The 25613-nt window shown below is 70.7% G+C and carries 27 protein-coding genes; 20 read left to right on the forward strand and 7 right to left on the reverse strand.

What is annotated here, in order from left to right; genetic code table 11:
* The first annotated feature begins 558 nt into the window (after positions 1-558).
* The 5 genes from R9X44_RS17240 to R9X44_RS17260 are packed head-to-tail and all read left to right on the forward strand — an operon-like array spanning position 559 to position 5704.
* Positions 559-2166, forward strand: a complete 1608-nt coding sequence (locus tag R9X44_RS17240; RefSeq protein WP_413774951.1) for a type I-E CRISPR-associated protein Cse1/CasA — start codon at positions 559-561, stop codon at positions 2164-2166.
* Positions 2163-2756, forward strand: coding sequence for a type I-E CRISPR-associated protein Cse2/CasB (gene casB / locus R9X44_RS17245; RefSeq protein WP_319815196.1), 594 nt, complete (start codon positions 2163-2165; stop codon positions 2754-2756). The genes R9X44_RS17240 and casB overlap by 4 nt, the downstream gene beginning before the upstream one ends.
* Positions 2749-4086, forward strand: coding sequence for a type I-E CRISPR-associated protein Cas7/Cse4/CasC (locus R9X44_RS17250; RefSeq protein WP_319815197.1), 1338 nt, complete (start codon positions 2749-2751; stop codon positions 4084-4086). Before casB ends, R9X44_RS17250 begins: the two co-directional genes overlap by 8 nt.
* Complete coding sequence (gene cas5e / locus R9X44_RS17255; protein ID WP_319815198.1) at positions 4083-4958, forward strand: type I-E CRISPR-associated protein Cas5/CasD; 876 nt, start codon at positions 4083-4085, stop codon at positions 4956-4958. The genes R9X44_RS17250 and cas5e overlap by 4 nt, the downstream gene beginning before the upstream one ends.
* Positions 4955-5704, forward strand: coding sequence for a type I-E CRISPR-associated protein Cas6/Cse3/CasE (locus R9X44_RS17260; RefSeq protein ID WP_319815199.1), 750 nt, complete (start codon positions 4955-4957; stop codon positions 5702-5704). Before cas5e ends, R9X44_RS17260 begins: the two co-directional genes overlap by 4 nt.
* A 41-nt stretch (positions 5705-5745) precedes the next feature.
* Here R9X44_RS17260 and R9X44_RS17265 read toward each other — a convergent pair whose 3' ends face one another.
* Genes R9X44_RS17265 through R9X44_RS17285 form a run of 5 tightly spaced genes read right to left on the reverse strand, consistent with a single transcriptional unit; the run spans position 5746 to position 11281 of the window.
* Complete coding sequence (locus tag R9X44_RS17265; protein WP_319815200.1) at positions 5746-6930, reverse strand: NAD(P)/FAD-dependent oxidoreductase; 1185 nt, start codon at positions 6928-6930, stop codon at positions 5746-5748.
* 51 nt (positions 6931-6981) lie between these two features.
* A complete protein-coding gene (locus R9X44_RS17270) occupies positions 6982-7926 on the reverse strand; it encodes a VOC family protein (RefSeq protein WP_319815201.1) in 945 nt (314 codons plus the stop codon).
* A 12-nt stretch (positions 7927-7938) separates the two neighbouring features.
* Positions 7939-9093 carry an alpha/beta hydrolase family protein gene (locus R9X44_RS17275; RefSeq protein ID WP_319815202.1) on the reverse strand — a complete coding sequence of 385 codons (1155 nt, stop codon included), beginning with the start codon at positions 9091-9093 and terminating at the stop codon, positions 7939-7941.
* Positions 9094-9148: 55 nt separating this feature from the next.
* On the reverse strand, positions 9149-9709 hold the full coding sequence (locus tag R9X44_RS17280) for a VOC family protein (protein WP_319815203.1): 561 nt from the start codon (positions 9707-9709) through the stop codon (positions 9149-9151).
* 12 nt (positions 9710-9721) lie between these two features.
* On the reverse strand, positions 9722-11281 hold the full coding sequence (locus R9X44_RS17285) for a bifunctional 3-(3-hydroxy-phenyl)propionate/3-hydroxycinnamic acid hydroxylase (protein WP_319815204.1): 1560 nt from the start codon (positions 11279-11281) through the stop codon (positions 9722-9724).
* Positions 11282-11392: 111 nt separating this feature from the next.
* Here R9X44_RS17285 and R9X44_RS17290 point away from each other — a divergent pair, with 111 nt between their 5' ends.
* The 10 genes from R9X44_RS17290 (at position 11393) to R9X44_RS17335 (ending at position 19349) form a co-directional block, all read left to right on the forward strand.
* A complete protein-coding gene (locus R9X44_RS17290) occupies positions 11393-12313 on the forward strand; it encodes a fumarylacetoacetate hydrolase family protein (protein ID WP_319815205.1) in 921 nt (306 codons plus the stop codon).
* Positions 12310-12792 carry a cupin domain-containing protein gene (locus R9X44_RS17295; RefSeq protein ID WP_319815206.1) on the forward strand — a complete coding sequence of 161 codons (483 nt, stop codon included), beginning with the start codon at positions 12310-12312 and terminating at the stop codon, positions 12790-12792. Before R9X44_RS17290 ends, R9X44_RS17295 begins: the two co-directional genes overlap by 4 nt.
* Before the next feature lie 39 nt (positions 12793-12831).
* Positions 12832-13437, forward strand: a complete 606-nt coding sequence (locus tag R9X44_RS17300; protein ID WP_319815207.1) for a PadR family transcriptional regulator — start codon at positions 12832-12834, stop codon at positions 13435-13437.
* Between the two features lie 235 nt (positions 13438-13672).
* Complete coding sequence (locus tag R9X44_RS17305) at positions 13673-14881, forward strand: cytochrome P450 (protein WP_319815208.1); 1209 nt, start codon at positions 13673-13675, stop codon at positions 14879-14881.
* On the forward strand, positions 14878-15069 hold the full coding sequence (locus R9X44_RS17310; RefSeq protein WP_319815209.1) for a ferredoxin: 192 nt from the start codon (positions 14878-14880) through the stop codon (positions 15067-15069). The genes R9X44_RS17305 and R9X44_RS17310 overlap by 4 nt, the downstream gene beginning before the upstream one ends.
* A gap of 48 nt (positions 15070-15117) precedes the next feature.
* Positions 15118-15936, forward strand: coding sequence for a 3-keto-5-aminohexanoate cleavage protein (locus R9X44_RS17315; protein ID WP_319815210.1), 819 nt, complete (start codon positions 15118-15120; stop codon positions 15934-15936).
* A gap of 165 nt (positions 15937-16101) precedes the next feature.
* On the forward strand, positions 16102-16713 hold the full coding sequence (locus R9X44_RS17320) for a TetR/AcrR family transcriptional regulator (RefSeq protein ID WP_319815211.1): 612 nt from the start codon (positions 16102-16104) through the stop codon (positions 16711-16713).
* A gap of 76 nt (positions 16714-16789) precedes the next feature.
* The gene (locus tag R9X44_RS17325; protein ID WP_319815212.1) at positions 16790-17821 is read left to right on the forward strand and encodes a DUF2330 domain-containing protein; all 1032 of its coding nucleotides are present in this window, start codon (positions 16790-16792) and stop codon (positions 17819-17821) included.
* A gap of 20 nt (positions 17822-17841) precedes the next feature.
* Positions 17842-18501, forward strand: a complete 660-nt coding sequence (locus R9X44_RS17330; RefSeq protein WP_319815213.1) for a LysR family transcriptional regulator substrate-binding protein — start codon at positions 17842-17844, stop codon at positions 18499-18501.
* A 53-nt stretch (positions 18502-18554) separates the two neighbouring features.
* A complete protein-coding gene (locus tag R9X44_RS17335; protein ID WP_319815214.1) occupies positions 18555-19349 on the forward strand; it encodes an IclR family transcriptional regulator in 795 nt (264 codons plus the stop codon).
* A gap of 47 nt (positions 19350-19396) precedes the next feature.
* Here the strand turns inward: R9X44_RS17335 and R9X44_RS17340 are convergent, their stop codons facing one another.
* Entirely contained in the window at positions 19397-19891 is a 495-nt protein-coding gene (locus R9X44_RS17340) for a VOC family protein (protein ID WP_319815215.1), read from the reverse strand.
* Positions 19892-20020: 129 nt separating this feature from the next.
* Between R9X44_RS17340 and R9X44_RS17345 the strand changes: the two genes are divergently transcribed.
* The 3 genes from R9X44_RS17345 to R9X44_RS17355 are packed head-to-tail and all read left to right on the forward strand — an operon-like array spanning position 20021 to position 23164.
* A complete protein-coding gene (locus tag R9X44_RS17345; RefSeq protein WP_319815216.1) occupies positions 20021-20845 on the forward strand; it encodes a fumarylacetoacetate hydrolase family protein in 825 nt (274 codons plus the stop codon).
* Between the two features lie 25 nt (positions 20846-20870).
* Positions 20871-21575 (forward strand): dienelactone hydrolase family protein, encoded by a 705-nt coding sequence (locus tag R9X44_RS17350; protein WP_319815217.1) that lies wholly within the window; start codon positions 20871-20873, stop codon positions 21573-21575.
* A complete protein-coding gene (locus R9X44_RS17355) occupies positions 21572-23164 on the forward strand; it encodes an FAD-dependent monooxygenase (protein WP_319815218.1) in 1593 nt (530 codons plus the stop codon). The genes R9X44_RS17350 and R9X44_RS17355 overlap by 4 nt, the downstream gene beginning before the upstream one ends.
* Before the next feature lie 7 nt (positions 23165-23171).
* Here the strand turns inward: R9X44_RS17355 and R9X44_RS17360 are convergent, their stop codons facing one another.
* The gene (locus tag R9X44_RS17360) at positions 23172-23819 is read right to left on the reverse strand and encodes a helix-turn-helix domain-containing protein (RefSeq protein WP_319815219.1); all 648 of its coding nucleotides are present in this window, start codon (positions 23817-23819) and stop codon (positions 23172-23174) included.
* Between the two features lie 131 nt (positions 23820-23950).
* On the opposite strand from R9X44_RS17360, the gene R9X44_RS17365 reads away from it, so the two are divergent.
* Positions 23951-24904 (forward strand): TAXI family TRAP transporter solute-binding subunit, encoded by a 954-nt coding sequence (locus tag R9X44_RS17365; RefSeq protein WP_319815220.1) that lies wholly within the window; start codon positions 23951-23953, stop codon positions 24902-24904.
* On the forward strand, positions 24901-25605 hold the full coding sequence (locus tag R9X44_RS17370) for a class II aldolase/adducin family protein (RefSeq protein ID WP_319815221.1): 705 nt from the start codon (positions 24901-24903) through the stop codon (positions 25603-25605). The genes R9X44_RS17365 and R9X44_RS17370 overlap by 4 nt, the downstream gene beginning before the upstream one ends.
* Positions 25606-25613: the final 8 nt, after the last annotated feature.

The raw sequence follows: 25613 nt of genomic DNA on the forward strand, positions 1-25613 counted from the left end.
GGCGACGCCTTGGCCGTACCGGGACGCCCGCCGTGCAGATCGCACGGTGGAGGTCCAGGTACGGAGGAACTATGAGGACGTCGCCGCGTGAGTGGTGGGAGCGCCATGGATGGGAGATGACCCTCATCGTGGTCGCTGCGGTGGTGGGCAAGATCGTCGACCACCTCTGGTGAGGGCCGCTCTTGGTGCACCCAAAGCACCAAGAGCGGCCTGCCCCGGCCACTCAGCGGTTCCTGTCCCGTGTGCGCGGGACGGGAACCGCCCAAGGACCTCGCCGGGTCCGCCGGTGCGGTCCTGCCGGGACCGCCGTTGTTTCGGCGACCTCCCAGTGTAAGTCCTCCTGTTCGTCCGCTTTCCCGAAACCCCCGAACGTCCTCTGTTCCGAAAATGTGGTGCGCGAACCGAGGAAATACTTCCCGCGATGGCGGGAGTGGCCCGTCGACGGCTTCAAGGGCGTTGCCCGATTCCTTCCCCGCGTGTGTGGGGACACGTCGATCCGCAGTCCGGCCTAGCCGGTGCCTGTCCGCTGTCCATGGTCGAAAGAGTGGTAGTCAGGAATTGTCTGAACCCTCTCTGTCTGGAGCCGCTGGGAGGTGGTGTCCCAGTTGGGATCCGCGGTGCCAGCCGTGCGTACCGACGGTCGCGCTTGATGGGGCGGTCGCGCACTACTCGCTGTGTGGGCTTCTTGCCAGGGCCGATGACCTCGTGTCTGTGGACTGTGCGTCGCCTGGGGAGACGGTCGCCGTCATCGAGTATCTGATGGCCATCTGCTTCGCTTCGGGCACCTGTCCGTCGTCGGACGAGGAGTGGCGTACGTGGATCACGGAGCGTAGGGACCTGGCACCGGCCGCGGCGTGGCTGGACCGCCAGCCGGCGGGTTCCTGGGACCTCTTCCACGAGGAGGTACCCCTGCTGCAGAACTCTTGTCTCAAGGAGGACCTTGAGGACAAGGGTGTGGGAACCGCCCAGTTGCTGATCGAAGGCGCGGGCGACTATTCGCTGCACTTCAGTCACCAGCACCTCGACGCCGACAGTCCGCTCTCGGCGGCCGACGCCTTTCGGGCCACCCTCACGCAGCACGTGTACGGCCTCCCGGGCCGGGCCAGGATGTCCGGGGAGCGGCTCGGCCCCAAGGTGACGAATCTCGCGGCGGCTCGGCTCACGGGACGAATCCGTGTCGTCGCCCTGGGCCGGACACTGGGGGAGACGCTGCGTCTGAACCTCTACCCGGCTGGGGACCGGTCGAAGGACGAGCTCAACACGTCATGGACGGCGGGCGGCATCAAGCGCCGGACCTTCAAGGAGAAGGCAGCGCCCAGGGCGCCTCGGGGTGCCGCGGACCTGCACAGTTCGCTGGGGAGGTCAGTGCTGCTGCGTCCGCGTCCGGGACCGCGTGGCCAGATTCTGGTCGACAAGGTCGTCATAGGCGCCGGTGAACTCCTTGAGCTCGATCCTCAGCTGCACCTCCAGGACGCCGTGTTCAGCAGGACGATGAATGGCGTGGAGAAGCCGCTGTGGCCGTCCCCCACGAGGGCGCTCTGGCAGGAGGCGCACGCGCTTTACAGCGCAGTCGTGGAGAACCAGACCGGCTTGTACGCGAGGCTCTGCGAACTAGTGCCACATGAGCGGTGGGAGTCGGGGGCCCCGTACCACCTCTGGGCGGTGGGGCTGCTGGCCAACCACGCGCTGCCGGTCGCGTGGACACACGGGGCCTTTCCGTACGCCCCGGGGATGGCGGAGCATCTTTACCGGGCTTCCTGGCGGGGGTCCAAGGTCGCGGAGTATCTCGCGGCGAGCCTGAGGCGCGCGGCGGTCGTGGCCGCCGAGACCGCCTTCCCGGCTGTGCGGGCCGCCGACGAGGCGGGCCAGATCGCCCGTCTCGACGCCCGGTGGGCTTTCTGGCCGGCCGCGGAGCAGCCCTTCTACGAGCTGCTCGACGAGGTCGTCGACCGAGGGTTGGAGACCGAGGACCCGGTGTCCGAACCGCTCCTCGCCTATGCGGCCGACCTGTTGGCGACCGCCCGCGCGCACCTGCATCGGCGTCTTGACGCGCTGCCGCCGGGCGATCGCAACTACCAGGCGCGGGCCCGCGCCGTGCGGCGGTTCGAGGACGACATCGCCGACATCTGGGCGCCCGCGGAACTGAAAGGGGAGATCCACGCGTGACCGAGCCCCGTCCGTCCGCCGGAGCGGATCCGGAGCGGCTTCCTGTGCCGCACGACAGCTCCGCGCTCACCGCCTGGCTCACCACCCTCGTGCGCAACCGCGAATACGGGACCCTCGCCGAACTGCGCAGGGCCAGGGGCGGCACCAACGCGCACATCCGAGCGGGCTGGTACGGCGGTGACGAACACCGTGACATGTTCGAGCGGATCGCCTTCCTGTTCGCGATCTACCACCAGGGGCGTTCCAGTCCCTCGTACGGCACCGGCAGCCTCGGCGAGGCGGCCCGCCGGATCGGCGACGGGACGGGGCGCGGGCCGGACAACCCCGGGGCCCAGCGCCTCATGGCTCGGATCACCGCGCCGAGGCGCGGTGTTCCGTGGCGGCATCTCCAGCACGCCGTCACCCGGTTGCGGTCCTGTGAACAGCCGCCCCCGTCCTGGACCGAACTCGCCGACGACCTCGTCTTCTGGAACGACCGCAGGGCGCGGATCGGCTACTGGTGGTCGGTCGAGTTCCACACCCCGCCGGAGCAGGACCGGGCCGCACGCACCAACCCAACGACGAACAGAAGGACACCACCTCGTGACTGAGGCATCACGGAGCCAGTTCCTGTCCCTGCACCTCATCGAGACGCTCGCCGCGGTTCTTCCCGTCCGTGACGAGAACGCGCAGCCCAAGACCCTCGTTTTCGGGGGCGTCGAACGCCACATGATCACAAGTCAGGCCCGGCGGCGGGCCGAGCGCGTCCACACCCGCGACCGCGCCAACGCAGGTCGTGGCGCGCTTCGTGGGCGGAGTATGGGGGTGCGGACGAGGGAGTGGGCGATCCTCGCAGGCCGCGAGTTGGAGTCCGCTCACGGCTGGGAGAAGGATGATGCGCTCGTCACGACGCGCGCGGTGATGGAGGGGAGCGGCCTGAAGTTCGGTGACCCGAAGAAGCGGACTGTGGCGAATCTGACGAAGGTCCTCATCTTCGCGCCGTCCGATGCGGCGGCGCGGATCGCCGGCCATATCGCCGCCGCGGCGGAGGAGATCAAGGCGTGGCGCGACGAGTATTTCGCGGCGCAGGCGGAGATCGCGGCGCGGAAACCACGTCGCGGAGCCAGGAAGACGGAGACGGCGGAAGCCACGGAAGAAGCGCCCGCGGCGAAGCCGACGCTGCCACCGCTGCCCAGGCCCACCCGTGACGCGGTCCTGCTCGCCCTGGCCCCCCGCGACGCCATCGACATCGCCCTCTATGGCCGTTTCCTTGCGGAGATCCCCGACTCCCCGAACGTCGACGGCGCTGTGCAGACCGGGCACGCCTTCACCGTGCACGAAGCGGAGCAGATCGAGGACTTCTACGCGGCGGCCGACGACGCGAAGCTCGACCGCAAACGCAACGCGCTCAGCTTCCTCGACTCCGCCGACGACGCGGGCGCCGGGATGACCGGATACCAGTCCCTGATCTCCGGCACCTTCTACCGGCACGCCGTTCTCGACCGCGTCCAGTTGCGCGCCAACCTGCGGATCGCGGGGATGGCCGAGGAGGAGGCCGAGGCGGCGGCGTCCGAGGCCGAGGCGGAGTTCGTGAACGCCTTTGTTGAGGCGGTCCCTGAGGCGAAGAAGAACTCCACGGCGTCCACCGGTTCGCTCCCCGCGCTTGTCCTCGCGTTCGAGGGGGAACGCCCCTACAACTACGCGTCCGCGTTCCAGCGGCCGGTCGACGAAGGCCCGGCGTCGGCGGGAGGGGAGGGGCCGGCCGGCCCGGCTGCCGTCCGCAGACTGCTGCGCCACCACGGGTTCGTCAGCGGCCGCCGCCCGGATCTGCGGACCGAACGCGTGCTCACCTACGACCCCGAGGTCGACGCCCTGCTCGGGGAGTTGAGCCTGCCGACCTCGTTGGCCGTGGTGGAGCGGATCGAGGACCTCATCCCGTGAGCGACACGCATGTCCTGCTCGTCCGGTTGGCCGGGCCTTTGCAGTCATGGGGCGTCACCGGCCGGTTCGCCCACCGCGACACCCGGAGCCATCCCACGAAGTCAGGGGTGATCGGGCTGTGTGCCGCCGCTCTCGGCCTGGACCGGGACGAGCCCCTTGGCGAACTCGCGCATGTCAGGTTCGGAGTCCGTGCCGACAGGCCGGGCACGGCGCTGCGCGACTACCACACGGTCGGCGGAGGAACCATGCCCCTGCGTCCCCGCGACCTCATCACCGACTACCGGCGCGCCGCCAAGGCCGTCGAGATCCCCGGGACGGAGAGTGCGACGTCCACCGCGTTCGGCCGATGGGAGGTGGACGAATGGTACGGCTCGCCGAAGTACGTCTCCGCGGACCCGGAGTCAGGGGCGCTCGTTTCCGGGCAGGTCCACCGCCACGCGCTGATCACCGAACGCTGGTACCTGGCCGACGCCGCCTTCCTCGTCGGCCTCGAGCACTCCGACGTGGCGCTCCTTGACCGGATCGCGCACGCCCTGGAACACCCGAAACGCCTGCTCTGGCTCGGGCGCAAGGCGTGCCCGCCCTCGGGAGACCTCGCTCTCGGCGTTGTGCCGGGGGCGCTCAAGGAGGTGTTCGAGACGCACGCGCTGCTCCCTGACGTGCACCGCTACGAAGGCTCGCCGTCCGCTCCGGCGACCGGTGTGCGCCCGCTGGCATGGATCGAGAGCCCGAGCCCGATCCCTGGCGCGGGACCGCTGTCGGACCAGCCCGTACGGTTCGGTGCTGACGGAGGCGTTCACGGTCTGCGCTGGGAGACACGGCACCGCATCACCATCGCCCCGAACGCCCGTGGATGGGACATCATCCTGTGAACACACCGGCCACCACCGCGCACACACCCTCAGGTCCGGGCGGCGCGGCGAGGTTCGTCACCACCCAGACCCTGCTGACCCTCGACGCGCGGCACCCGTTCGTCGCCAGGTCCCTCCTCGACGCGCAGGACATGCACCGGACCGTCATGAGCGGTTTCGGCGGCTGGGTGGACGACGGCAGCCGCGACGCCCGTGCCCAGATGGGCGTGCTGTCGACCTGGGCCGTCGACCTACGGCAGGCCAGGGTGAACCTCGTGGTTCAGTCGTCGGTTCCCGCGGACTGGAGCGGGATGCCCCGCGGAGCCCTCGCCGACGTGCCGGAGACCCTCATCGTGGATCGCGCTTTCCGGGTCGGCGACCGGGTCGACTTCAGGACTGTCGTCAACCCGGTCCGCAGTATCCCGCCGGCACCTGGCTCGCCGCCGAAAACCCGCGGCGTCCGGGTGGCGCACACCCGCCCCGAACACGTGCGGACCTGGTTCGCACGCCGGCTGCAACCGATCGGTGAACCCGCGGTCGCCCCCGACGGCGTCACCCGCATCGGCGCCGTCGCCGACACCGAACGGCTCGCGCTTCGTCTCCTTCCACGCGCCTCAAGCCAGGCACCGCACAAGGGTCTGCGTATCGCCCGCGCGGAGATCAAGGGAACCCTGACGGTCACCGACCCGAAGGTCTTCGTCACCGCCCTCACCCAGGGAATCGGCCACGCCCGCGCCTACAGCTGCGGCCTCATCCTCATCCGCTGACCCGAAAGCCTCGTGGGCTGGAAGGGCGGGGGCGGGTGGGGTTAGGTGAAGGTTTTTTCTGTTTCGAGGATGACGTTGAGTTGGTTCATGATCAGGCCGGGGGTTGAGTCGGCGGCCACTTTTTGGAGGAGGGGGGTGCGGTTGAAGATGAAGTCGCGGAGGGGGCGGAGGGGGCGTGGGGCGTGGTGGCATACCTGGCTGAGGAGGTAAGCCTGTTGGGATTGGCGTGCGGTGTGGGCGCGGCGGGGCTTTTCGAAGGCGAGGAGGGCGGATTCGGTGGCGGAGGCGTCGGAGAGGTCGACGCCGCGCAGGCGGCGGCCCAGGAAGTAGCCGTCCTCGATCGCCATTCCCGCGCCGTAGCCGGCGTAGGGGGAGGTCGGGTGGGCGGCGTCGCCGATCACGAGGGCGCGGCCGCGTGACCAGCGTGCCAGCGGTTTTCTGTCGCGCAGGACCCATCGGTGCATGTGGGACGGGTCGGTGGCCGCGATGAGCGCGGGGAGCGGGCCGGTGAAGCCGCCGGCGAGCCGGGTCGCCTCGGCGTGCAGGTCGCCTTCGAAGGGCCGGTCGGCGTCGTGCGCCGCGACGACCCACCATTCGAATCCGTCGCGTCCCTTGCTGCGGATCGAGGTCCAGCTGCCCTGGACGGTCGACGACCACGAGATGGCGCAGATGCCCCGTTCCGCGGCGATGTCGGCGAGGGTGTAGCCGCCGAAGATGTGCAGGTTGTGTTCGCGTTTGGGGACGTCGCCCCACAGCGCGCCGCGCACGATCGAGCCGACCCCGTCGGCCCCCACGAGGAGGTCGTAGCTCTCCTCGGAGCCGTCCTCCAGCTGGAGGGTGACGCCACGGGAGTCCTGGGTGAAGGACGTGACGGCGACGTTGGTCCGCAGGACGCCGTCCGGAAGCGCCGCGTGCATCCTGGCGTATAGCTCGGGTCGGAGCAGGCCGATGAAGTCGCCGCCGTACTCGGCCTGGACCTCGTCGGGGATGCGGATCTCGGCGCGGCGGCGTCTGCCGGACGCGGAGTAGAACACCGTCTGGCAGGGGGCGCCGATGTCCTCGATGTCCACGCCGAGCAGGCCGAGCGCCTTGAGCGGCGGAGGCCACAGGTTGAGGATGTTCCCGCGCGGCTCGGTCTCCGGGTAGCGCTCCAGGATCGTCACCTCGTGTCCGGCTTGCCGGATGGAGAGCGCGGCGGCCATGCCGGCGGGGCCGGATCCGACCACCGCGACTCGTCCCGGTTTCACTGTGGATGGTTGCATCGCGCTGCTCTCCGCTCAGATCGGGGGCGCCTGGAACAGGCAGTGGTCGGGGTCGTTGAACTGACGGGCCGCGACCGCCTCGTTCATCGGGTTGGCCGTGCCCCACTGGTCGATGACGTCCTCGTTCGCGAGCATGTCGTAGACGTGGGGATGCCACGTGTCCTCGTCCAGCAGCTCGAGTTCGGTGGTGTACTCGACGGTGTTGCCGGCCGGGTCGAGGAAGTAGCTGAAGGTGTTGTCCCCCGCGTAGTGGCGTCCTGGCCCCCAGACCTTCTCCACCTTGTGGCGGAGCATCCGTCCGGTGCCCCGCATGTACTCGTCAAGGCCGCGCATCTCGAAGGACGCGTGGTGGAACGAGGCGTGCGGCGCCCGCGCGACGGCGAAGCTGTGGTGCTGCGGGTTGCAGCGCAGGAAGTACATGAACGGGCCGCGGTCGCCGAGCACCAGGGTGTCGGACAGCCGGAAGCCGAGGTTCCTGACGTACCAGTCGACCGTCGCCTGGGGCGCGGGGGAGTTGATCACCACGTGCGAGAGCCGGACCGGGATGGACTCCCGCGCCTCGATCCTGCGGTGGGCGCGGACGGCGACGTCCGCCGAGACCTCGACGACGCGGCCGTCGCCGTCGAAGAACCTGACGCCGTACCCGCCGCCCGGCGTGTCGAGCGGACCCGGTTCCCGGACCATGCGCACGCCGTTCTTGACGAGCCCGCCGGCCAGCGCGTCGACGTCGGCGACGCTCGCCGCGCCGAACGCGACGAGGTCGAGCCGCTTCAGCCGGTCGCGCCGAAGCCTGACGACGTACTGCTCGGGTGAGCCTTCGGCGGCGAGGAAGCGCACGCCGGAGTCGGCGGCGACCTCGGTGAGGCCCCACAGGTCGCGGTAGAAGGTGAGCTGCGCGTCGAGGTCGGGCATGGCGATGTCGACGTGCCGCAGGTGCGTGATGAGGTGCCTATCGGTCATCGGTTCCGTCCTTCACGACGCGGTGTTCGCGGGCGCGAGCCGGTCCCTGAGCCATGCGGCCACGGTGGCGCCCACCGGCCCGTCGCCCATGTGGCCTCCGGGGAAGAGCCGCGCGGTCTTGGGTGAGCCGTGCTCCAGGGACAGGTAAGTGTCTGTGGGGTCGTTCTGTCTGTCGTCCTTGCCGTTGACCAGCAGCAGGTCGCAGCTCGGCCGATCGAGGACGCCCTGGTCGAGGAGCGACAGCTCGGGGCAGCGCGCGATGTAGTCCTCGAACGTCGTGCCGCCGAAGATCCTGGCGCGGGCGGCCATCAGGTCCATCAGGTAGGACCCCGCGCCGCGCGAGCGTTCCTGCCACGCGACCTGGAAGGTCCGGTGCACGCCGCCGCCCCAGTTGACGGCGGCGGTCAGCCGCTCGCGGTGGGTGTGCGCGAGTTTCATCGCCCAGTAGCCGCCGAACGACAGCCCGAGCACGGCGACCCTGGCGCTGTCGAGGTCGCTGCGGTCGATCCAGTCGAAGACGGGGTCCCACATGCGTTCGCCGCGGGGGCCCGCGAACAGCGGCGACTCGCCGACGCCCGGCATGTCGAGATGGATCGTCGCGATCCCGTCGCGGCGCAGCCCGGCGGTGCGGACGTACGTCTCCTCCTTCCAGGCGTCGACGCCGCCCCACACGAGCACCACCGGTGCCGACGCCGTCGCGGTGTCCGGCCGGGCGAGATAGAAGGTCACCCGGTCCCTTCCCTCCCGGTCGCCGTCGGCGATCGGCACCTCGACGCGCTCGACGCCGTCCAACGCGCCGGCTTTGAGGAAGTAGCGCCGTGCCTCGTCGTAGGCGAACTGTTTGGCCGGGTGCAGCGGCGTCGGATAACGCCCGAGGAACGCGAACTGGTATGCCTGCCACCACGCCTCGCGCGCGTCGGCCGGCCGGTCACGCGACAGCGCGGCGAGCGCCCGCGCCTCGAACGTCCGTGCCGCCGCGAGCCACGCCTCGGCCCATGGTTCGGGCTCGAGGCCGGGCAGCCCGTCGACGACCCTGCGCGCCTCCTCGACCGCGATGGCGTTGAACGGGTGGCTGCGCGTGTCGAGATGGGCGTGCAGCCACTCGCGCGCGTTGCTCAGGGTGCGCGTACCGGTGAGCGGGTCGACGCCGTGAAGTGTCGGCATCATGCCTCCTTCGCGAGGGCCGGGAATGCGTGCTTCATGCTGTGCGTCCTTGGATCGGTCAGTGGGGGGTGGTCGAGCTGAGCGCGTCAAGCCGCTCCTCGACCCGCGCGGCCCATTCCGCCACAGGCTGGAACGCGCCGTTCTGCCGGACGCTCTCGTAGGTCTCGGCGAGGAGTTGCTCGGTCGGGCGGCTCAGGTCGATGAGCTCGCGGAACGGTTGCGGGACGTACCAGTCCGAGTTCGCGTAGACCTCGACGTTGTTGCCCTCGGGGTCGGGGAAGTAGACGCTCCACGCGTTGCCGTGGCTGACCGTGGCGCTCGGCGTGACGCCGCACTCGCGCAGCCACCCCCAGAACTCCTGCAGTTCCGCGAGCGAGGCGACGCGGAACGAGACCTGGTTGAGCCAGGTGCGTGCGGCTTCAGGCGGGAGGCCCGCGGTGAGGACGAGCTGGTGGTGCTCACCGCTGTCGCCGGTCAGGAAGACGATGGGGTCGCCCGCGCCGGAGACGCCGCGGTCGGTCTCCAGGAGCTTGAAGACCCGCTTGTAGAACTCCGCCTGGCCGTCGAGGTCGCGCACGTAGAACCCGAGATGGCTCAGGCGGGGACGGATACCGGTCATCGATTCCCTCATTCAGCGCTGGTAGGACGCGATGTGGTCGCGCAGCTCGGCGAGCAGGTCGTCGGCCGTGGCCGGTCCCCGCGCGAAGCCGTAGACATAGCGGTCGGGCCGCACGAGGACGGCGGTCGCGGCGTTCGCCGCGAGGTAGTCGCGCAGCTCACCTGTCGCGTCGACTGTCTCGTCCACGCCGACCACGCGTCCGTCGAGGACGTCGGTGAACCACTCGACGTCGTCGGCGGCGCGCGGGCCGTCGAGTGTGAGGAGGGCGAACCCGTCGCCGAGGACCTCGTCAAGGAGGAGCTCCGCGCCGTCGGGTCCCTTGACCGTCGGCTGCGGCATGAGCTGTCCGGCCTCGGTTCCCTCGCCGTCCGGCTGCACGAGCCCGGCCACCAGGCCGGGGATCACCGACCGGAAGGACCGCACGTCCTTGCCGGCGGCCGCGCGGGCGCGGAGCCGTTCGTCGCGCAGCCGCGCCTCCTCGGGGTCGAGGACACAGATGTAGCGGCCGTTCTCGACCGAGGCGTCGATGACCGTCCGGACATGCGGGTGGCGCTCAAGCCCGTAGGTGTCGAGCAGCCCGAGGAACCGCGGGTCCCGCTCGGCGAGCTCGAGTTTCCAGACGAGGTTGGTGACGTCGCGTATCCCGTGACACATGCCCTGGCCGTAGAACGGGGGCGTCTGGTGGGCCGCGTCGCCCGCGAGGAAGACCCGCCCCGCGCGCCACCGTTCCGCGATCAGGCCGTGGAACCGGTAGACCGCGCTCCGGACGAGCTCTACGTCGGCGATGTCGACCGACCGCGCGACGAGTTCGGCGATCTTCTCCGGCGCGCCCATGGTCTCGGCGGTCTCGCCGTCCAGGAGCATGAACTCCCAGCGCCGGTGGCTGCCGGGCAGGGGCACGTAGGTGCCGGGACGGGCGGGGTCGCACCACATCACCGAGTAGTCCGGCAATCGGTCGGGGTCGGCGACGACGGCGTCGATGATGATCCACGGCTCGTTGAAGTCGTAGTCCGTGAGCCGGATGCCCACCTGTTTGCGCACCGTGCTGCTCGCGCCGTCGCAGGCGATGACCCACCGCGCGCGCAGCGCCTCGGCGACTCCTGCGGCGGTGCGGCCCGTGACGTCGACGCCGTCGTCGTCCTGCCGGATCTTCTCGGCCGTCCAGCCAAGCCGGACGTCCACGCGGTCAAGGTCGGCGACCGCGGTTCGCAGCACACGTTCGAGCCGGGGCTGGAGGAAGGTGTTGTGCGGATACCAGCCGAGGGGGCCGCGTTCGGCGGGCACGCGGAAGTCGCGGATGGGTTCGCCGTCCGCGCCAAGGTGCACGCCGCCGCGGTACTGGCCGATGATCGGCTCGACGGCCGGGGCAAGGCCCGCCCGCTGGAAGAGCCGCATGATCTCGGCGTCGAAGTGCACCGCGCGCGGTAGCGGGTAGACGTCCGCGGCCTGCTCGACCACGCACGTCCGCAGTCCGGCCCGGCCCGCGGCGATCGCGGCCATGGCGCCCACCGGCCCCATGCCGACGATGAGGACGTCATAGGGGGGAGGGGTCGTGCCGTCATGTTCCTGCATGGCTCGAACGATCCCCCGCCCGGCCAGCTATGTCAATATTGACATGTTGATGCGTACATCTTAGATTCGCCTCACCGCCGACACCCGCTCGCGGTGGAAAGAGGCAAGGAGATGAAGTTCGCCAGTTACGTCCGTGACGGCACCGCCGCGGTCGGCGTCGTCACCGACGCCGGCCTCGTCGCCCTGACCGACCTGCGCGCCGACGCGCCGAGTGACATGCGTTCGGTGCTCGCCTGGCTCGATCGCGACCGCCCCGACCTGCGCCCTGAGGGGTCGGGAACGGCGATACCGCTGGCCGAGGTCGAGTTCCTCCCGGTCGTCCCGGATCCCCACGCGATCTGGTGCGCCGCGCTGACCTACCTGAGCCACGTGCGCGAGGGCGGAGACCGGCCCGTGCCCGACCACCCCCTGTTCTTCCTGCGGGTGGCCGCCAGCCAGGTCGGGCACGGGCGGCCGCTGCTGGTGCCCGGGGTCTCCGCCGAACTCGACTATGAGGGCGAGCTCGCCGTCGTGATCGGCCGCGCCGGCCGGCACATCCCGGTGTCGGACGCGCTGCGCCACGTCGCGGGTTACGCCTGCTACAACGACGGTTCGGTCCGCGACTGGCAACGGCACACGACCCAGATCACGATGGGCAAGAACTTCGGCTCGACCGGCGGTTTCGGGCCGTGGCTCGTCACGCCCGAGGAGTTCGGCGACCCTTACCGTCACCGGCTCACCACGCGGCTCAACGGCGAGGTGATGCAGTCCGCGTCGATCGGCGAACTGCTGTTCTCCATCGAGTACCTCATCCACTACGTCTCGACGGCGTCAAGGCTCGAGGTCGGCGACGTCATCGTCACCGGGACGTGCGGGGGCGTCGGGCTGCGGCGTCGACCGCCGGTGTTCATGCGCCCCGGCGACGTGGTCGAGGTGGAGATCGACGGGCTCGGCACGCTGCGCAACCCCGTCGCGCTCGAGACGGGCGGCGACGGGTTCACCTACCGGCCGCCGCTCGCCGTCGCGGCCGGCGGACAGGGAGGTCGCTCATGACGCCGCTGGAACCGGTCAGGCGCGTGGTCACCGGCCACGACGGCGACGGCCGCGCCGTGGTCGTCGCGGACGAGGTCTGCCCCCATCAGTGGGAACCGCCGGACGGCGGCACGGTCTTCGAGATCTGGCGGCACGACGGCGTGCCGGACAACGCGAAGCCGTACGAGGACCCGATCGGCGCGACGCCGTCGCTGCCGCCCCCGCCCGCGGGGACGGTGTGCCGCGTCGTGGACTTCGCGCCGCGGACCGATGAGTCGGTCTACCTGCACCGGACCAGCTCCCTTGACTACTGCTACGTCATCGAGGGCGAGATCCACGCGGTCCTTGACGATTCCGAGCGGCTGCTGCGCGCGGGCGACCTGCTGGTGCAGCGGGGAACGCGGCACGGCTGGCTCAACCGTTCCGGCGGGATCTGCCGTGTCCTGTTCGTCCTGGTCGACGCCGAACCGCTGCCCGCCGCCGACCATCGCGCTGGCTAGGGTGGAACCCCTCAAGAGGACGATCTGATCGGACTGCTGGTGTCTCTGCGTCTTGCGATTCTTGGTTATTTGTCGACCGGTCCCGGTACCGGATATGACATGTCGCGACAGTTCGACACCGGACTCGGGTGGTTCTGGAGTGCGCGGCACAGTCAGATCTACCCGGAACTCCGGCGTATGACGCAAATGGGTCTCATTACCCGCGATCCCGATATGGCGGGTGAGAACCTTGAGAAATTCACCTACCGGATCACCGAGGAAGGCCGATCCGTCCTCACCGAGTGGGTCAACTCCCCTCCCGTCTACCCGCCGAACCGCGACGTCGAGCGCCTGCAGCTCATCTTCGCCGACGACGCTCCCGAAGCGCTTCGGGCTCATCTGGAAGCACACCGGGAACACCACGAGCGGCACTGCCGGAGGCTGCGCGAAATCCTCGACGCGATCGAGTCCGGCGAACACGAACGCATCAATCTACGCCTGCGGAATCGGCCGGAGGAAACCCGGAACCTGACCCTGGGACTGCGGGTCCTCGCCTACTCCGGCGACCTCGAACGCGCACAACTCGAAGTGCGCTGGGCCGAGCGCGCGTTGGCCTGGCTCGACGCGCGGGAAGCCGCGGTGTCCCCCGAAGTGAAAGGCGGATGACCCACTTTTGGTGATCGCGGGGGCGTCATCCCAGGCCCCCGCCTCGTAGGACCCGACCCCCCCAAAGCCCGACCCCACGAAGCCCGACCCCACAAGCTCGGCTCACCGTGCGGAGCAGGGCTTGGTCCCGCATGCCTGGACCGCAGATGCGCCGCACGCCGCCGCGGCCTCCGGGCAAGTGCTCGACCGCGTCAACGCTCGACCCACCCCCCGCGCCCCCTTGAAGGGATGGCCCATGTCGAACGCCGCCACCAATGAACCCACCGAAGTCTCCGACCTCGACCTCTTCGCCCCCGACATCGTCGCTGACCCGTTCCCCACGCTTGACCGGCTCCGCGAGTTGAGCCCCGCGGTCCACCTCAGCCGCTACGACTTCTGGGTCCTCACCCGCTACGACGACGTCCGCGCGGCGGCCCGCGACTGGCAGACGTTCAGCTCCGCCGAGGGCGTCGCGCTCACCCCGGAGTTCAACGAGCGGCTGGCCGGCTCGATCCTCAGCGCAGACCCGCCGGAGCACGAGCAGCTGCGGGCCGTCCTGCGGGAGAAGCTCGCTCCGCGCGGCCTCTCCGCGGTGCGCGAGCAGATCCGTTCCTACGCCGATCGCCTCGTGGACGGACTCGTCGAGCGCCGCACCTTCGACGGCGTCGCCGACCTCGCCGCCGTCTACCCCATCAACGTCGTCGCCGACCTCGTCGGACTCCCGCTGGAAGGACGCGAGAAGCTGCACCCCGGCGCGGACGCCATCTTCGCCGCGTTCGGACCCTTCGGCTCCTACGCCCAGGAGCACCTCGACGCGCTCATCTCCTACCAGGTCTGGATGGAGGCGATGACCGACCGCGCCAAGATCGCGCCTGGCGGCTGGGGCGAGACCATCCTCGACGCCGTCGACGACGGGCGGCTGAACCGGCTCAGCGCCGTCAAGGCGATGAGCGCCTACATGACCGCGGGAATGGACACCACGGTCAACGCGGTCAGCGCGATGCTGCGGCTGTTCGCCGAGCGACCCGACGTCTGGGCCGAGCTCAAGGACGAGCCGACCCTGGCCGGGCCGATCTTCGAGGAGATCCTTCGGCTCGAGTCGCCGGTCCAGGGTTTCTGGCGCGTCACCCGGCGGGACGCCGAGGTCGACGGCGTCGCGATCCCGGCGGGGCGGCGGGTGATGCTGCACTGGGCGGCGGCGAACCGTGACCCGCGGCACTACCCGAGGCCCACCGAGTTCGAGCTGCGGCGCAACCCCGTCGACCACCTCGCCTTCGGCTACGGCATCCACGGCTGCGCGGGCCAGGGGCTTGCCAGGCTCGAAGCCGCCGAGTTGCTCGCGTCCCTCCTTGAGCGGGTCGACCGCTTCGAGCTTGCCGGGGACGTCGAGCGGCGCGGCAACCCCATCGTCCGCAGCCTGCGCTCGATACCCCTGCGCGTCGTCCCGACGGGGGCCCGCCCGTGAACGTCGTCGTGGATCGGGCGCGGTGCGAGGGGCACGCGCGATGCGAGCTGACCGCGCCCGCCGTGTACGAACTCGACGACGAGGGCGTCGTCAGCGTGCGGCACGGCGACCTTCCGCCCGAGCTGGAGTCCGCCGCGACGGCCGGCGCCAGGGCCTGCCCGATGGCGGCGCTGCGCGTCACGTCCTGAGGTCGCGGTGGACACGCCGACGTACCCCCTCGACAACGGAAAGAGCCCATGAGCGTCATCGTCACCGTCGCGCCGACCGGTCCGATCGCCGGTAAGAGCGACAACCCGCACCTGCCGACCCAGCCGCACGAGATCGCGGCGGCCGTCGAACAGGCGTACCACCTGGGCGCGGCGGTCGCCCACATCCATCTGCGCGACGAGGAGGACAGGCCGACCGCCGACCTCACCGTCGCGCGCCGCACGCTCGACCTCATCGCGGAGCGATGTCCGATCCTCGTCCAGTTGTCCACCGGCGTAGGGCTCTCGGTGGACTTCGCCGAGCGCGCGAGGCTCGTCGAGCTGCGGCCCCGGATGGCCACGCTCAATCCCTGCACGATGAGTTTCGGCGCGGGGGAGTTCCGTAATCCGCCCGACGGAGTGCGGCGGCTCGCGGCGCGGATGCGCGAGCTTGACGTGAAGCCCGAGTTGGAGATCTACGACACCGGGCACCTTGACGCGTGTCTGCGCCTGTACGACGAAGGGCTTCTCGCCGACCCGCTCCAGTTCTCGATCGTCCTCGGCGTGGTCGGCGGCGCGGCGGCCACCGCCGACAACCTGGCGACGATCGTGCGACGCCTGCCGCCCGGAGCCGTGTGGCAGATCATCGCGATCGGCCGGGCCAACCTCGACCTGACCGCGATCGGCCTCGCCATGGGCGGGAACGCGCGCGCCGGCATGGAGGACACCCTGTACCTGCGCAAGGGTGAGCCGGCCGTCGGCAACCGGCCGCTGGTCGAACGCACGGTGCGCCTCGCCCGCGCGCTCGACCGCCCGATCGCGTCTGTCGCGGAGGCCGAGACACTTCTGAGTTTGCCAGCGCGTCCCTGACGAGACCACCGCGCGCACTTGACGAATTCCGGCATGTAGCACGGTGTGGGGAAAAGATTAGTGAAATAAGGATATAGAGGAGGTTCGGAACTTCCGGAGCGATCGTTGGCGTCCCCGTGAGGGATGAGATGTCCGGATCGTCGGGTCGTCTCGTAGGATAGGGGTGTGAGAGAAGAGGTCACGCGCGAGCGGGTCATTGATGTCGCGACGCGGTTGTTCGCGGGTCTCGGCTATGACATGACCTCCCTCGAACTCGTCGCGGACTCGGTGGGAGTGTCGGTCTCCACGGTCGTCGGTCTCGCCGGGGACAAGAGGCAGCTTTACCTGCAGATGATGGATCGGATGTATGAGGAGCATCGGGGGAGGATTCAGGAGGTCATTGACAGGACTGAGTCGCCGTATGAGGCGGCGCATCAGATCGCTGATGCTTATATGGATGTTTTTCTTGCCAATCCGGATCTGCTTGCGCTGTGGGCGCAGCGGTGGGCGTCGGACGCGACGGGGATTCCTGAGGTGGAGGATCTTTATACGCGTCCTTTGATGCAGATGTCCGCGCGGAAGATCAAGGATGTGGTGCCGCCGGACCTTGGGCCCTATGCCTTTCTTGGTGTTGTGATCTGGTGTGTCAACGGGTTTCTGAGCACGGGGCTGCTGGCTCCGAAGAAAGGCATGCTGCGGTCCGACGACGTGCAGGCGAGGAATTACTTCCGTGCGATTCTGCACATCATCGTCGACCGTATGCTGGCCCCGCCTCCCACCACGCCCCCGCCCGCCTGACGGGATCGCACCGCGTGGCGGCGGGAACCCGGGTGGCGGTGGGAACCCGGGCGGGGGTGGGGGAGTCGGAGGGGGTATGGGAATTTGGTCGGGAGTGCGGCGGGTCGCGGTGGTGGTCGGGGTCGTCGTGGGGGTGGTGGTGGGAGGGCCTGTCGCGTCGCGGGCGTGTGCGTGCGGGGCGTTCGTCGCCAATGACGAGTTGCGGGCGCTGCGGGAGACCGCGCTCGTGGAGCTCGACGGGCGCACGGAGTCGATCACCCTTGCGGTGCAGGCGCGGTCCGCGGCGGACCGGGCGGCGTTCCTGATGCCGGTTCCGGCGCGGGCGCGGTTCGAGGTGGCCGACGGCGAGGTGTTCGCCGAGCTCGACCGGATCAGCCGGCCCGAGGTCAAGGTGCGGCGGGTCGAGGTGGACGGCGACGGCGTCGGCGCGGGCGCGCCGGGCGCGGCCGATCGCGGCGTCACCGTCGTGGACCGGGTGCGGCTCGGGCCGTACGAGGTCGCGCAACTCGGCGGGGACGACGCGGCAGCGGTGTCACGCTGGCTCGACCGCAACGGCTTCACGCTGCCCGACGACCTCGAAGGCGCGCTCGAGCCCTATCTCGCGGAGGGCTGGCTCGTCGTCGCGGTGCGGCTCGCCCCGTCCTCCGGCAGCCTCGCCGACGGGTTGCCGCCGATGCGGCTGGCGTTCGAGACCGACACGCCGGTCTACCCGATGCGCCTGTCGGCCACCGCCGAGGGCCTTCAGCCGCTGCGCCTGTACGTCCTGGCCGACCATCGCATGGACGTCACCAACCCCGCCCCGCAGGGCGGCCCGGCCGACCTGACCTTCGCGGGCGAGGTGAAGCCAGACCCCCAATACCCGACCATCTCCGCCACCCTGACGGGCCCGCGTTTCCTCACCCGCTACGACGGCGCGTTCAACGCGGCGCACATCACCCAAGACATCCACTTCACCCGTTCCGCGTCCGACGACCCCTACCGCGCCGTCGTGACGGTCACCGAATACGTCACCTCCTCCCGGCCCGACCTGACGATCCCCCTGACGCTCGCCGCCGCCCTCGCCGTCGGCGCGGTCGTCGTCCTGCGCCGCCGCGCCCCCCGCCCCTGAAACGGGGTTAGGGTGGGGAGGTGAGTGAGGGCGAGTTCCGGCTGGTGTACGCGCCGGGGGTGACGCCCGCGAAGTGGGCGGGGGTGTGGGCCGAGCGGGTGCGCGATGTGCCGCTTCGGCTGATTCAGGTGTCCGCCGCCGAGGCGGTTCCGCTCCTGCGTGACGGGGGCGCGGAGGCGGCGTTCGTGCGGCTGCCCGTTGAGCGCGAGGGCCTGCAGGTGATCCCGCTCTATGTGGAGACCACCGTCGTCGTGGTGCCGAAGGAGCACGCGGTGGCCGCGGTGGACGACCTCACGCTCGCCGACCTGGCCGACGAAGAGGTCATCGCCCCGCTCGACGACGTCATCGACTGGACCGAGCGGCCCGGAAATCCCGCGTTCACCAGTCCCGAGAGCACGGCGGACGCGATCGAACTCGTCGCCGCCGAGGCCGGGGTGCTGCTGCTCCCGCAGTCGCTGGCCCGGCTCCACCACCGCAAGGACCTCACCTACCGCCCGGTGACGGACGCCCCGCAGTCGCGGATCGGCCTCGCCTGGCCCGCCGGCGAGACGTCCGACCTGATGGAGGAGCTGATCGGCATCGTCCGGGGCCGCACCGCCAACAGCTCGCGCGGCCGCGCCCCCCAACCGCCCAAACGGACGCCGCAGAAGCGCGCGGCACCCAAGCGCCGCCGCCGCTGACGGGCTGGGCGACGGGGCCGACGGCGGCCTGAGGGGCGTGTAGGGTTTCCTGTATGGCAGGACAGGGTCAGGGGCGCTCCGGGACTTACCGGGAGCGGAACTCCACCGCGGACCGGGCGCTCGACATCCTCGCGCTGTTCGACGACGAGCGGCTGGTGATCGGCGGCCAGGAGGTCGCGGACCAGCTCGGCGTCGCCAGGTCGACCGCGTACCGGTATCTGCAGAGCCTCGCGTCGTCGGGCTTCATCGAGGAGCAGCGGCCGTCCGGCTACCGGCTCGGGCCGCGGGTGTTCGAGCTGGCGAGGCTCGCGCGCAAGGGGATCGGGCTGTCGGAGGTCGCGCGGCCGGTCATGCGCGAGCTCGTCGCGGACGTCGGCGAAACCGTGCTGCTCACCCGGCGTACCGGCACCTCGGTGGTCTGCCTGGAGCGCGAGTCCACCGACAGTCCCGTGCGGCTGTCCTACGAGCGCGGTCACATCCTCCCCGTCAACGCCGGCGCGTCAGCGCTCGTCCTGCTCGCCTGGGCCCCGGAGAAAGAAGTGCGGAGCGTCATCGAGGCGAGCGGGCTGCCGAGGCTGACCGGCGCGACGGTCACCGACGCCGACGCCCTGCTCGCGCGGCTCGCCGAGATCCGCGAGCTCGGCTACGCGGTCTCGCGCGGCGAGCTCGACCCCGACGTCGTCGGCGTCGCCGCGCCGATCCGCGACGAGTCCGGCGCGGTCGCCGCGGCCGTCAGCGTCGCCGCCCTCGCGCACCGGGTCCCCGAGGAGCGGGTGCCCGAGGTCGCCGCGGCGGTCAGCGCGGCGGCCGCGTCGATCAGCGAGAAGCTCGCGCGGATCGCCGCCTAGACCCGCGCGGCCCGGCCGCCGTGGCGGGATGCCACGGCGGCGCACGCTCACTGGACGGGCTGGTAGGCGGTGCCGCCGTCGTTCAGCAGCCGGTCGGCCTCCGCCCAGATCTCCGCGGCCTCCATGCCGAAGTCGATGGTCTTGCGGAACGGCTGGGGCACGTCACGCTCGACGCGCAGGTAGACCTCGTTGCGGTTGCCCTCGGGGTCGAAGAAGTAGATGCCGAAGGCGTTGCCGTGCGTCACCTCCTGCTGCACCCTGACGCCCTCGGCGGCGAACACGCGGTGGAAGGCGCGGATGTCCTCGAGGGACTCCACCCGCCAGGAGATCTGGTGCTGCTGTTTGTCCCCGATCGCCGCGGTCCTCCCGGTCTGTAGGACGAACTCGTGGTGTTCCTCCTCCGGGCGTGCGCTGAGGAACACGATGCCGAGGTCGGCGTCCTCGTCGGTGACGGTGAGGCCGAGGACCCGTTCGTAGAAGTCCCGCATCTTGGGCAGGTCGTAGACCCACAGGCCGGTGTGGCCCAGCTTCGCGATGGCCATGCTCTTCCTTGTCTCGTATATCAGGACATAGTTCCTGTATTGCGAAACAACTCTAACCATGCCTAAGCTGTTCCGCGCAACAGGAACAGATGCCTGATTATCAGGACGCATCGGCTGGAGAGTGGACCCATGAAGTACGTTTCCTTCCGCGACGCCGACGGCGTGGCGGCGCTCGCCAGGGTCGAGGCGGGCCTCGCCCACCGGCTCGTCGGCCTGACCGCCGTGGACGCCGCGATCAGTCCCGAGGCGCTGCGCGACGCCGAGGCCGAGCCCGTCGGCGTGCCCGTGGACGACCTGCGCCTCCTGCCGGTCGTCTCCCGGCCGGGAAAGATCTTCTGCGTCGGCCTGAACTACCGGGCGCACGTCGAGGAGAGCAACCGCGAGCTGCCGACCTACCCCGTGCTGTTCCCGAAGTTCGCCTCGAACCTCATCGCGCACGGCGACGCGATCGTGCTGCCGCCCGAGTCGCACAAGGTCGACTACGAGGCGGAACTCGCCGTGGTCATCGGGCGCGGCGGCCGCAGGATCGCCCGCGACGACGCCTTCGACCACGTGCTCGGCTACACCATCTGCAACGACGTGACGATGCGCGACTTCCAGTACAAGACCCACCAGTGGACCCAGGGCAAGGCATGGGACGACGCCACCCCGCTCGGCCCCGCGCTGGTCACCCCCGACGAGGTCGATCCCGGCAAGCTGGACATCACCTTCCGCCGCAACGGAGTCGAGCTCCAGTCCTCCACCACCGCGCTGATGATCTTCGACGTGCCCGAGCTGATCAGCACGATCTCCACCTTCACCCGCCTCGAGCCCGGCGACGTCATCCTCACCGGCACCCCCTCCGGCGTCGGCTTCCGCCGCGACCCCCAGGTCTTCCTCACCGACGGCGACGTCGTGGAGGTCGAGATCAGCGGGCTCGGCGTCCTGCGCAACACCGTCCGCGCCGAAGCCTGAACACCCGAGACAGGAAAGACACACCATGAGCGACCTGATCACCCTCGACACCGCCGACGGGCCGATGAACGTCCACGTGGCAAGGCCCGCGACGCCGTCCGGGCGCGCGGTGATCGTGCTCCAGGAGGCGTTCGGCGTCAACGCGCACATCAAGGACATCGCCCGGCGTTTCGCCGAGCGCGGTTTCCTCGCGCTGGCCCCCGACCTCTTCCACCGGACCGGCGTGGCCGAACTCCCCTACGACCGGCACACCGACGCGGTCGGCCTGATCGGGGCCATCGGCGTCGACCCGATTGTCGCCGACGTGACCGCGTGCCTCGACCACCTCGCCGAGCAGGGGATCGACGCGGACAAGACGGCGGCCACCGGCTTCTGCTTCGGCGGCCGCGCCGCCTTCACCGCCGCGACCGCGCTGCCGGGACTCGGCGCGGCCGTCGTCTTCTACGGCCCCGGCATCGCGGCGGGCCCGCACGCCGTCCTCGACCGCGCGGCGTCCATCACCGCGCCGCTGCTGCTGCACGTCGGCGCGGACGACCCGACGATCCCGGCCGAGCACGTCAACGCGATCGACAAGGCGCTGGCCGACGCGGGCGTCGCCTTCACCCAGCACGTCTACCCCGAGGCCGGGCACGCCTTCGCGTGCGACGCGCGCCCGCACATGTTCCGCGCCGGGCCCGCGACCGAGGCGTGGGAGCGCACCTGGGCCTTCCTCGACGGCGCGCTCGCATGACCCCATCCCCGCTTCCCGTCCTCGTGGTCGGGGCAGGGCCCGTCGGACTGACCATGGCGAACCTCCTCGCCGCGCGCGGCGTCCCCGTCGTCCTCGTGGAACGCAACGCGACGACGAGCGACGAGGCCAAGGCGATCAGCCTCGATGACGAGTCCCTGCGCACGCTCCAGTCGGCGGGCCTCGCCGACGCCGTCATGCGGATCGTGGTGCCGGGCACCGGCACCCGCTACTACGACAGGAAGGGCAGGCAGCTCTTCCACGCGCGGGGGCCCGAGCCCTACCGGCTCGGCTACCCGTTCAAGAACCAGTTCGCGCAGCCCGAGCTGGAACGCGCCCTGCTCGACGCGCTCGCGCCGCGCGAGAACGTCACGACGGCGTTCTCGACCGAGCTGGTGGACGTGGCCGACGCCGAGGACGGCGTCCGCGCGACCCTGCGCGACGTCGCGACCGACGAGACCCGCGAGCTCGCCGCGTCATGGCTGCTCGCCTGCGACGGCGGCCGCAGCATCCTGCGCGAGCTGAAGAAGATCGACATGACGGGCACGAGCCACAAGGACGTCTGGCTCGTCGCCGACACCCTCGGCGACGCCCACGACGAGCGGTACGGCATGCACCACGGCACGCCGGAGCGGCCCACGGTGATCGTGCCGGGCCGTGACGGGCGCTGCCGTTACGAGTTCCGTCTACGTCCGGGCGAGGGCACGGGCGGAACCCGTCCCGACTTCGCCACGATCCAGCGGCTCGTGGCCCCGCACCGCACGATCGCCCCCGAGCAGGTCGAAAGGTGTATTAACTACACGTTCAACGCGGTGGTCGCCGACCGCTGGCGTGACGGCAGATGCTTCCTGCTCGGCGACGCCGCGCACATGATGCCGCCGTTCGCGGGCCAGGGGCTGAACTCCGGCGTGCGCGACGCGGCGAACCTCGGCTGGAAGGTCGCCGAGGTCTGGCACGGCCGCGCGTCCGACGCGCTGCTCGACACCTACGAGCCGGAGCGACGGCCGCATGCCACCGCGATGGTCGCGTTCTCCGAGCGGCTCGGCCGGGTCGTCATGACGACCGACGCGCGGCGGGCGCTGCTCAGGGACGTCGTCGTGCGCGCGCTGCTCAGGTCGGCGCGCGGCCGCCGCTATCTCGCGGAGATGCGGTTCAGGCCGCGCGCGGTCCACGCCGACGGGCTCGTGGTCAGGACGGGCCGGGGCGACGAGCGCCTCGTGGGGACGCAGCTCCCGCAACCGCTCGTGCTCGCGCCGTCGGAACCGCACCCGCGCAGGCTCGACGCGGTGCTGGGGGAGCACCCCGTGCTCCTGGGGGTGGACGTGCCCGCCGAGGCATGGGACGCGCTGGTGGCCTGGCCGTTCGACCGCGTCGACGTGGTGCTGGGCGAACGGCTGCCGCGCGCGACGTCCGGACGGCGTGCGGTCGCGGACGCCGACGGACGGCTTGCGGCCGCGCTCGGATCGGCGCGCGGCAGGTTCGTCCTGGTGAAGCCCGACAGGTATGTCGCCGCGGTCTTCGCCGCCGACGACCACACGCGCGTCGGCGCGGCGCTTTCCCGGCACGGGATCAGCCTCGCGGGCGCCGGATGACGGCGCTTCACCGCTTCGCCGGATACAGCCGCTGCGTCGCGGCGTCGATCTCCTGCGGGGTGAACGCGGGCCCGTCGAGCGGGGTCGCGCCGGGCGCGCGCATGCCGTCGAGGACGACGGCGAGGTGCCGCCGCCACACCGGTGTCGCGGCGTCGCGGGTGAACGCCGCGATCGACCCGACCGCCTGGATGAGCAGCGGCAGGTCGGTGGCCGCGAGGTCGGCGCGGGCGTGGCCGTCGCGCTGTGCGCGTCCGAGGACCTCGATGGCCAGCGGCAGCAGGCTGTCGCGGGCCCGGACGATGCGCTCGATCCCGAAGGCCCCGCTGATGAGCACGTCGCCGAAGCCACGGTCGCCGGCCTGCTCGGCGCAGATCAACTCCATGTACCTGGCCAGCGCCTCCCACGAGTCGGGGACGGCGAGGCACTCTTCCGCGATCTCGGTCAGCCGGGAGAGCCGTTCCACAAAAAGCGCCTCGACCAGGGCCTCCTTGTCGGGGAACTTCCGGTAGACGGTCGCGACGCCGACCCCCGCGCGGCGGGCGACGCCCTCGAGCGTCGCGTCGAGGCCGCGTTCGGCGAAGAGCTCGGCGGCGGCGTCCATGACGCGGCGCAGGTTCCGCGCGGCGTCCTTGCGCGGTGGCTTCGGCTGGGTCATGCCGGGAGCGTACCAATACGGAGGGACTCTTTCCGTTTTTTCGCGTAGCCTGTAGGGTACCCACTCAGTCCCTTGATTCAGGACATGCATCCTGTAATGTAAGACACCACGATCTTTTGGAGCGCTCGTCCATGGGCAGACCCGACGAACCCCGCATCGACCGGTCGATCACGCTGCACCTGCAGGGCGACTGGGGCCAGTACAACCTGCACCGCATCTGCGGCTGGATCTCCCTCGAACTCGGCGACCGGAGCGGACCGCACACCCGGATCGCGATCTGGAACGGCAGGGGCGGCGCGGACGCCGTCCACGCGGTCGCCAGGGGACAGGTCGACATCGCCCTGTCGACGCCCTCCGCGTTCGTCACCGCCGCGCTCGACGGCGGGGGCGTCTACGCGGGCGAGGCGTATCCGCACGTGCGCGCGCTGGGCGTGCTCCCGCAGCGCGACCGCCTTGTCCTCGGCGTACACAAGTCCCTGGGGGTCTCCTCGGTGGCGGAGCTGCGTAAGGCGCGGCCCGCGCTCAGCCTCGCGACCTCGATGCACGACGGGATCAACCACGTCGGCTGGGCCGCGCACGAGGTCCTCACCAGGTCAGAGATCGACGTGACGGGCTGGGGAGGCCGTCTGCTCGAGGACGAACGGCCCTTCGACTCCATCGCGCACGTCAGGGCGGGCCGCGCCGACGCGATCATCCACGAGGCGATCATGGTCCCGGACTGGCAGGAGATCGCGCCCGACCTGACCTTCCTCCCGCTCGAGCCGCATGTCCTTGACGGGCTGCGCGACGACCTCGGCTGGCCCGACGCCGTCCTCCCGGCCGGTTACCTGCCTGGCCAGGACGAGCTGCACACCCTCGACTTCAGCGACTTCCTCCTGCTGACCACGACCGATCTGCCCGACGACGTCGCCTACACGATCGCCTGGATTCTCGGCGAGACCCGCGACGCGCTGGAACGCCAGTACCGGCACATCCCCGCCGACCGGAGCCCGGTCACCTACCCGCTCGACCCCGTCGCGATCGGCACGTCGCCCGTGCCGCTGCACCCGGGCGCGGCCGCCTACTACGCGGCGCTGCCGAGATGACCGTCCCCGCGAGCGAGGCCGCCGCCCGCGCCCTGACGGTCAGGGCCGGCCGCGCGCTCGCGGCGGCGGGCCAGGGCGACATGATCTGGGGCCACGTCGCGGTGCGGGACCCCGAAGGACGCGGCGTCTGGATCAAGGCCCCCGGCTGGGGCCTTGAGGAGACCGCCCAGGACCGCGTCCAGCTCGTCTCCTTCGACGGGCAGGTCGTGGCGGGCGAGGGCACCCCGCACAAGGAGGTCTTCATCCACCTGGAGATCCTGAAGGCACGTCCCGACGCGCACTGCGTGGTCCACACCCACGCGCGCGCCGCCGTCGCCTTCGGCGCGCTCGGCACCGCACTGCTGCCGATCTCGCACGAGGGCGCGCTGTTCGGGGGCAAGGACGTGCCGAGGTTCGCCGGAACCGGCGGGCTGATCGGCACCCCGGCGCTCGGCCGCGACCTCGCGGCGGCGCTCGGCGACGCGCCCGCCGCCCTCATGCCAAGACACGGGCTCGTCGCGGCGGGGACGGGCGTCGCCGCCGCCGTCATGCACGCCGTTCTGCTCGACCGCGCGTGCGCGCTCCAGCTCAACGCCATGGCCGCCGGGCCCGTCACGCACTTCTCCGACGCCGCGGAGGCCGCCGCCAAACGCGTCGAATGCTGGCCCGCCGCCCAGCTTGAGCAGGGCTTCGCCTACCTGTGCCGGCTCGCCGACCGGTAACCCCACCT

The organism is Actinocorallia sp. A-T 12471 (assembly GCF_033875155.1).
GTDB lineage: Bacteria > Actinomycetota > Actinomycetes > Streptosporangiales > Streptosporangiaceae > Actinocorallia.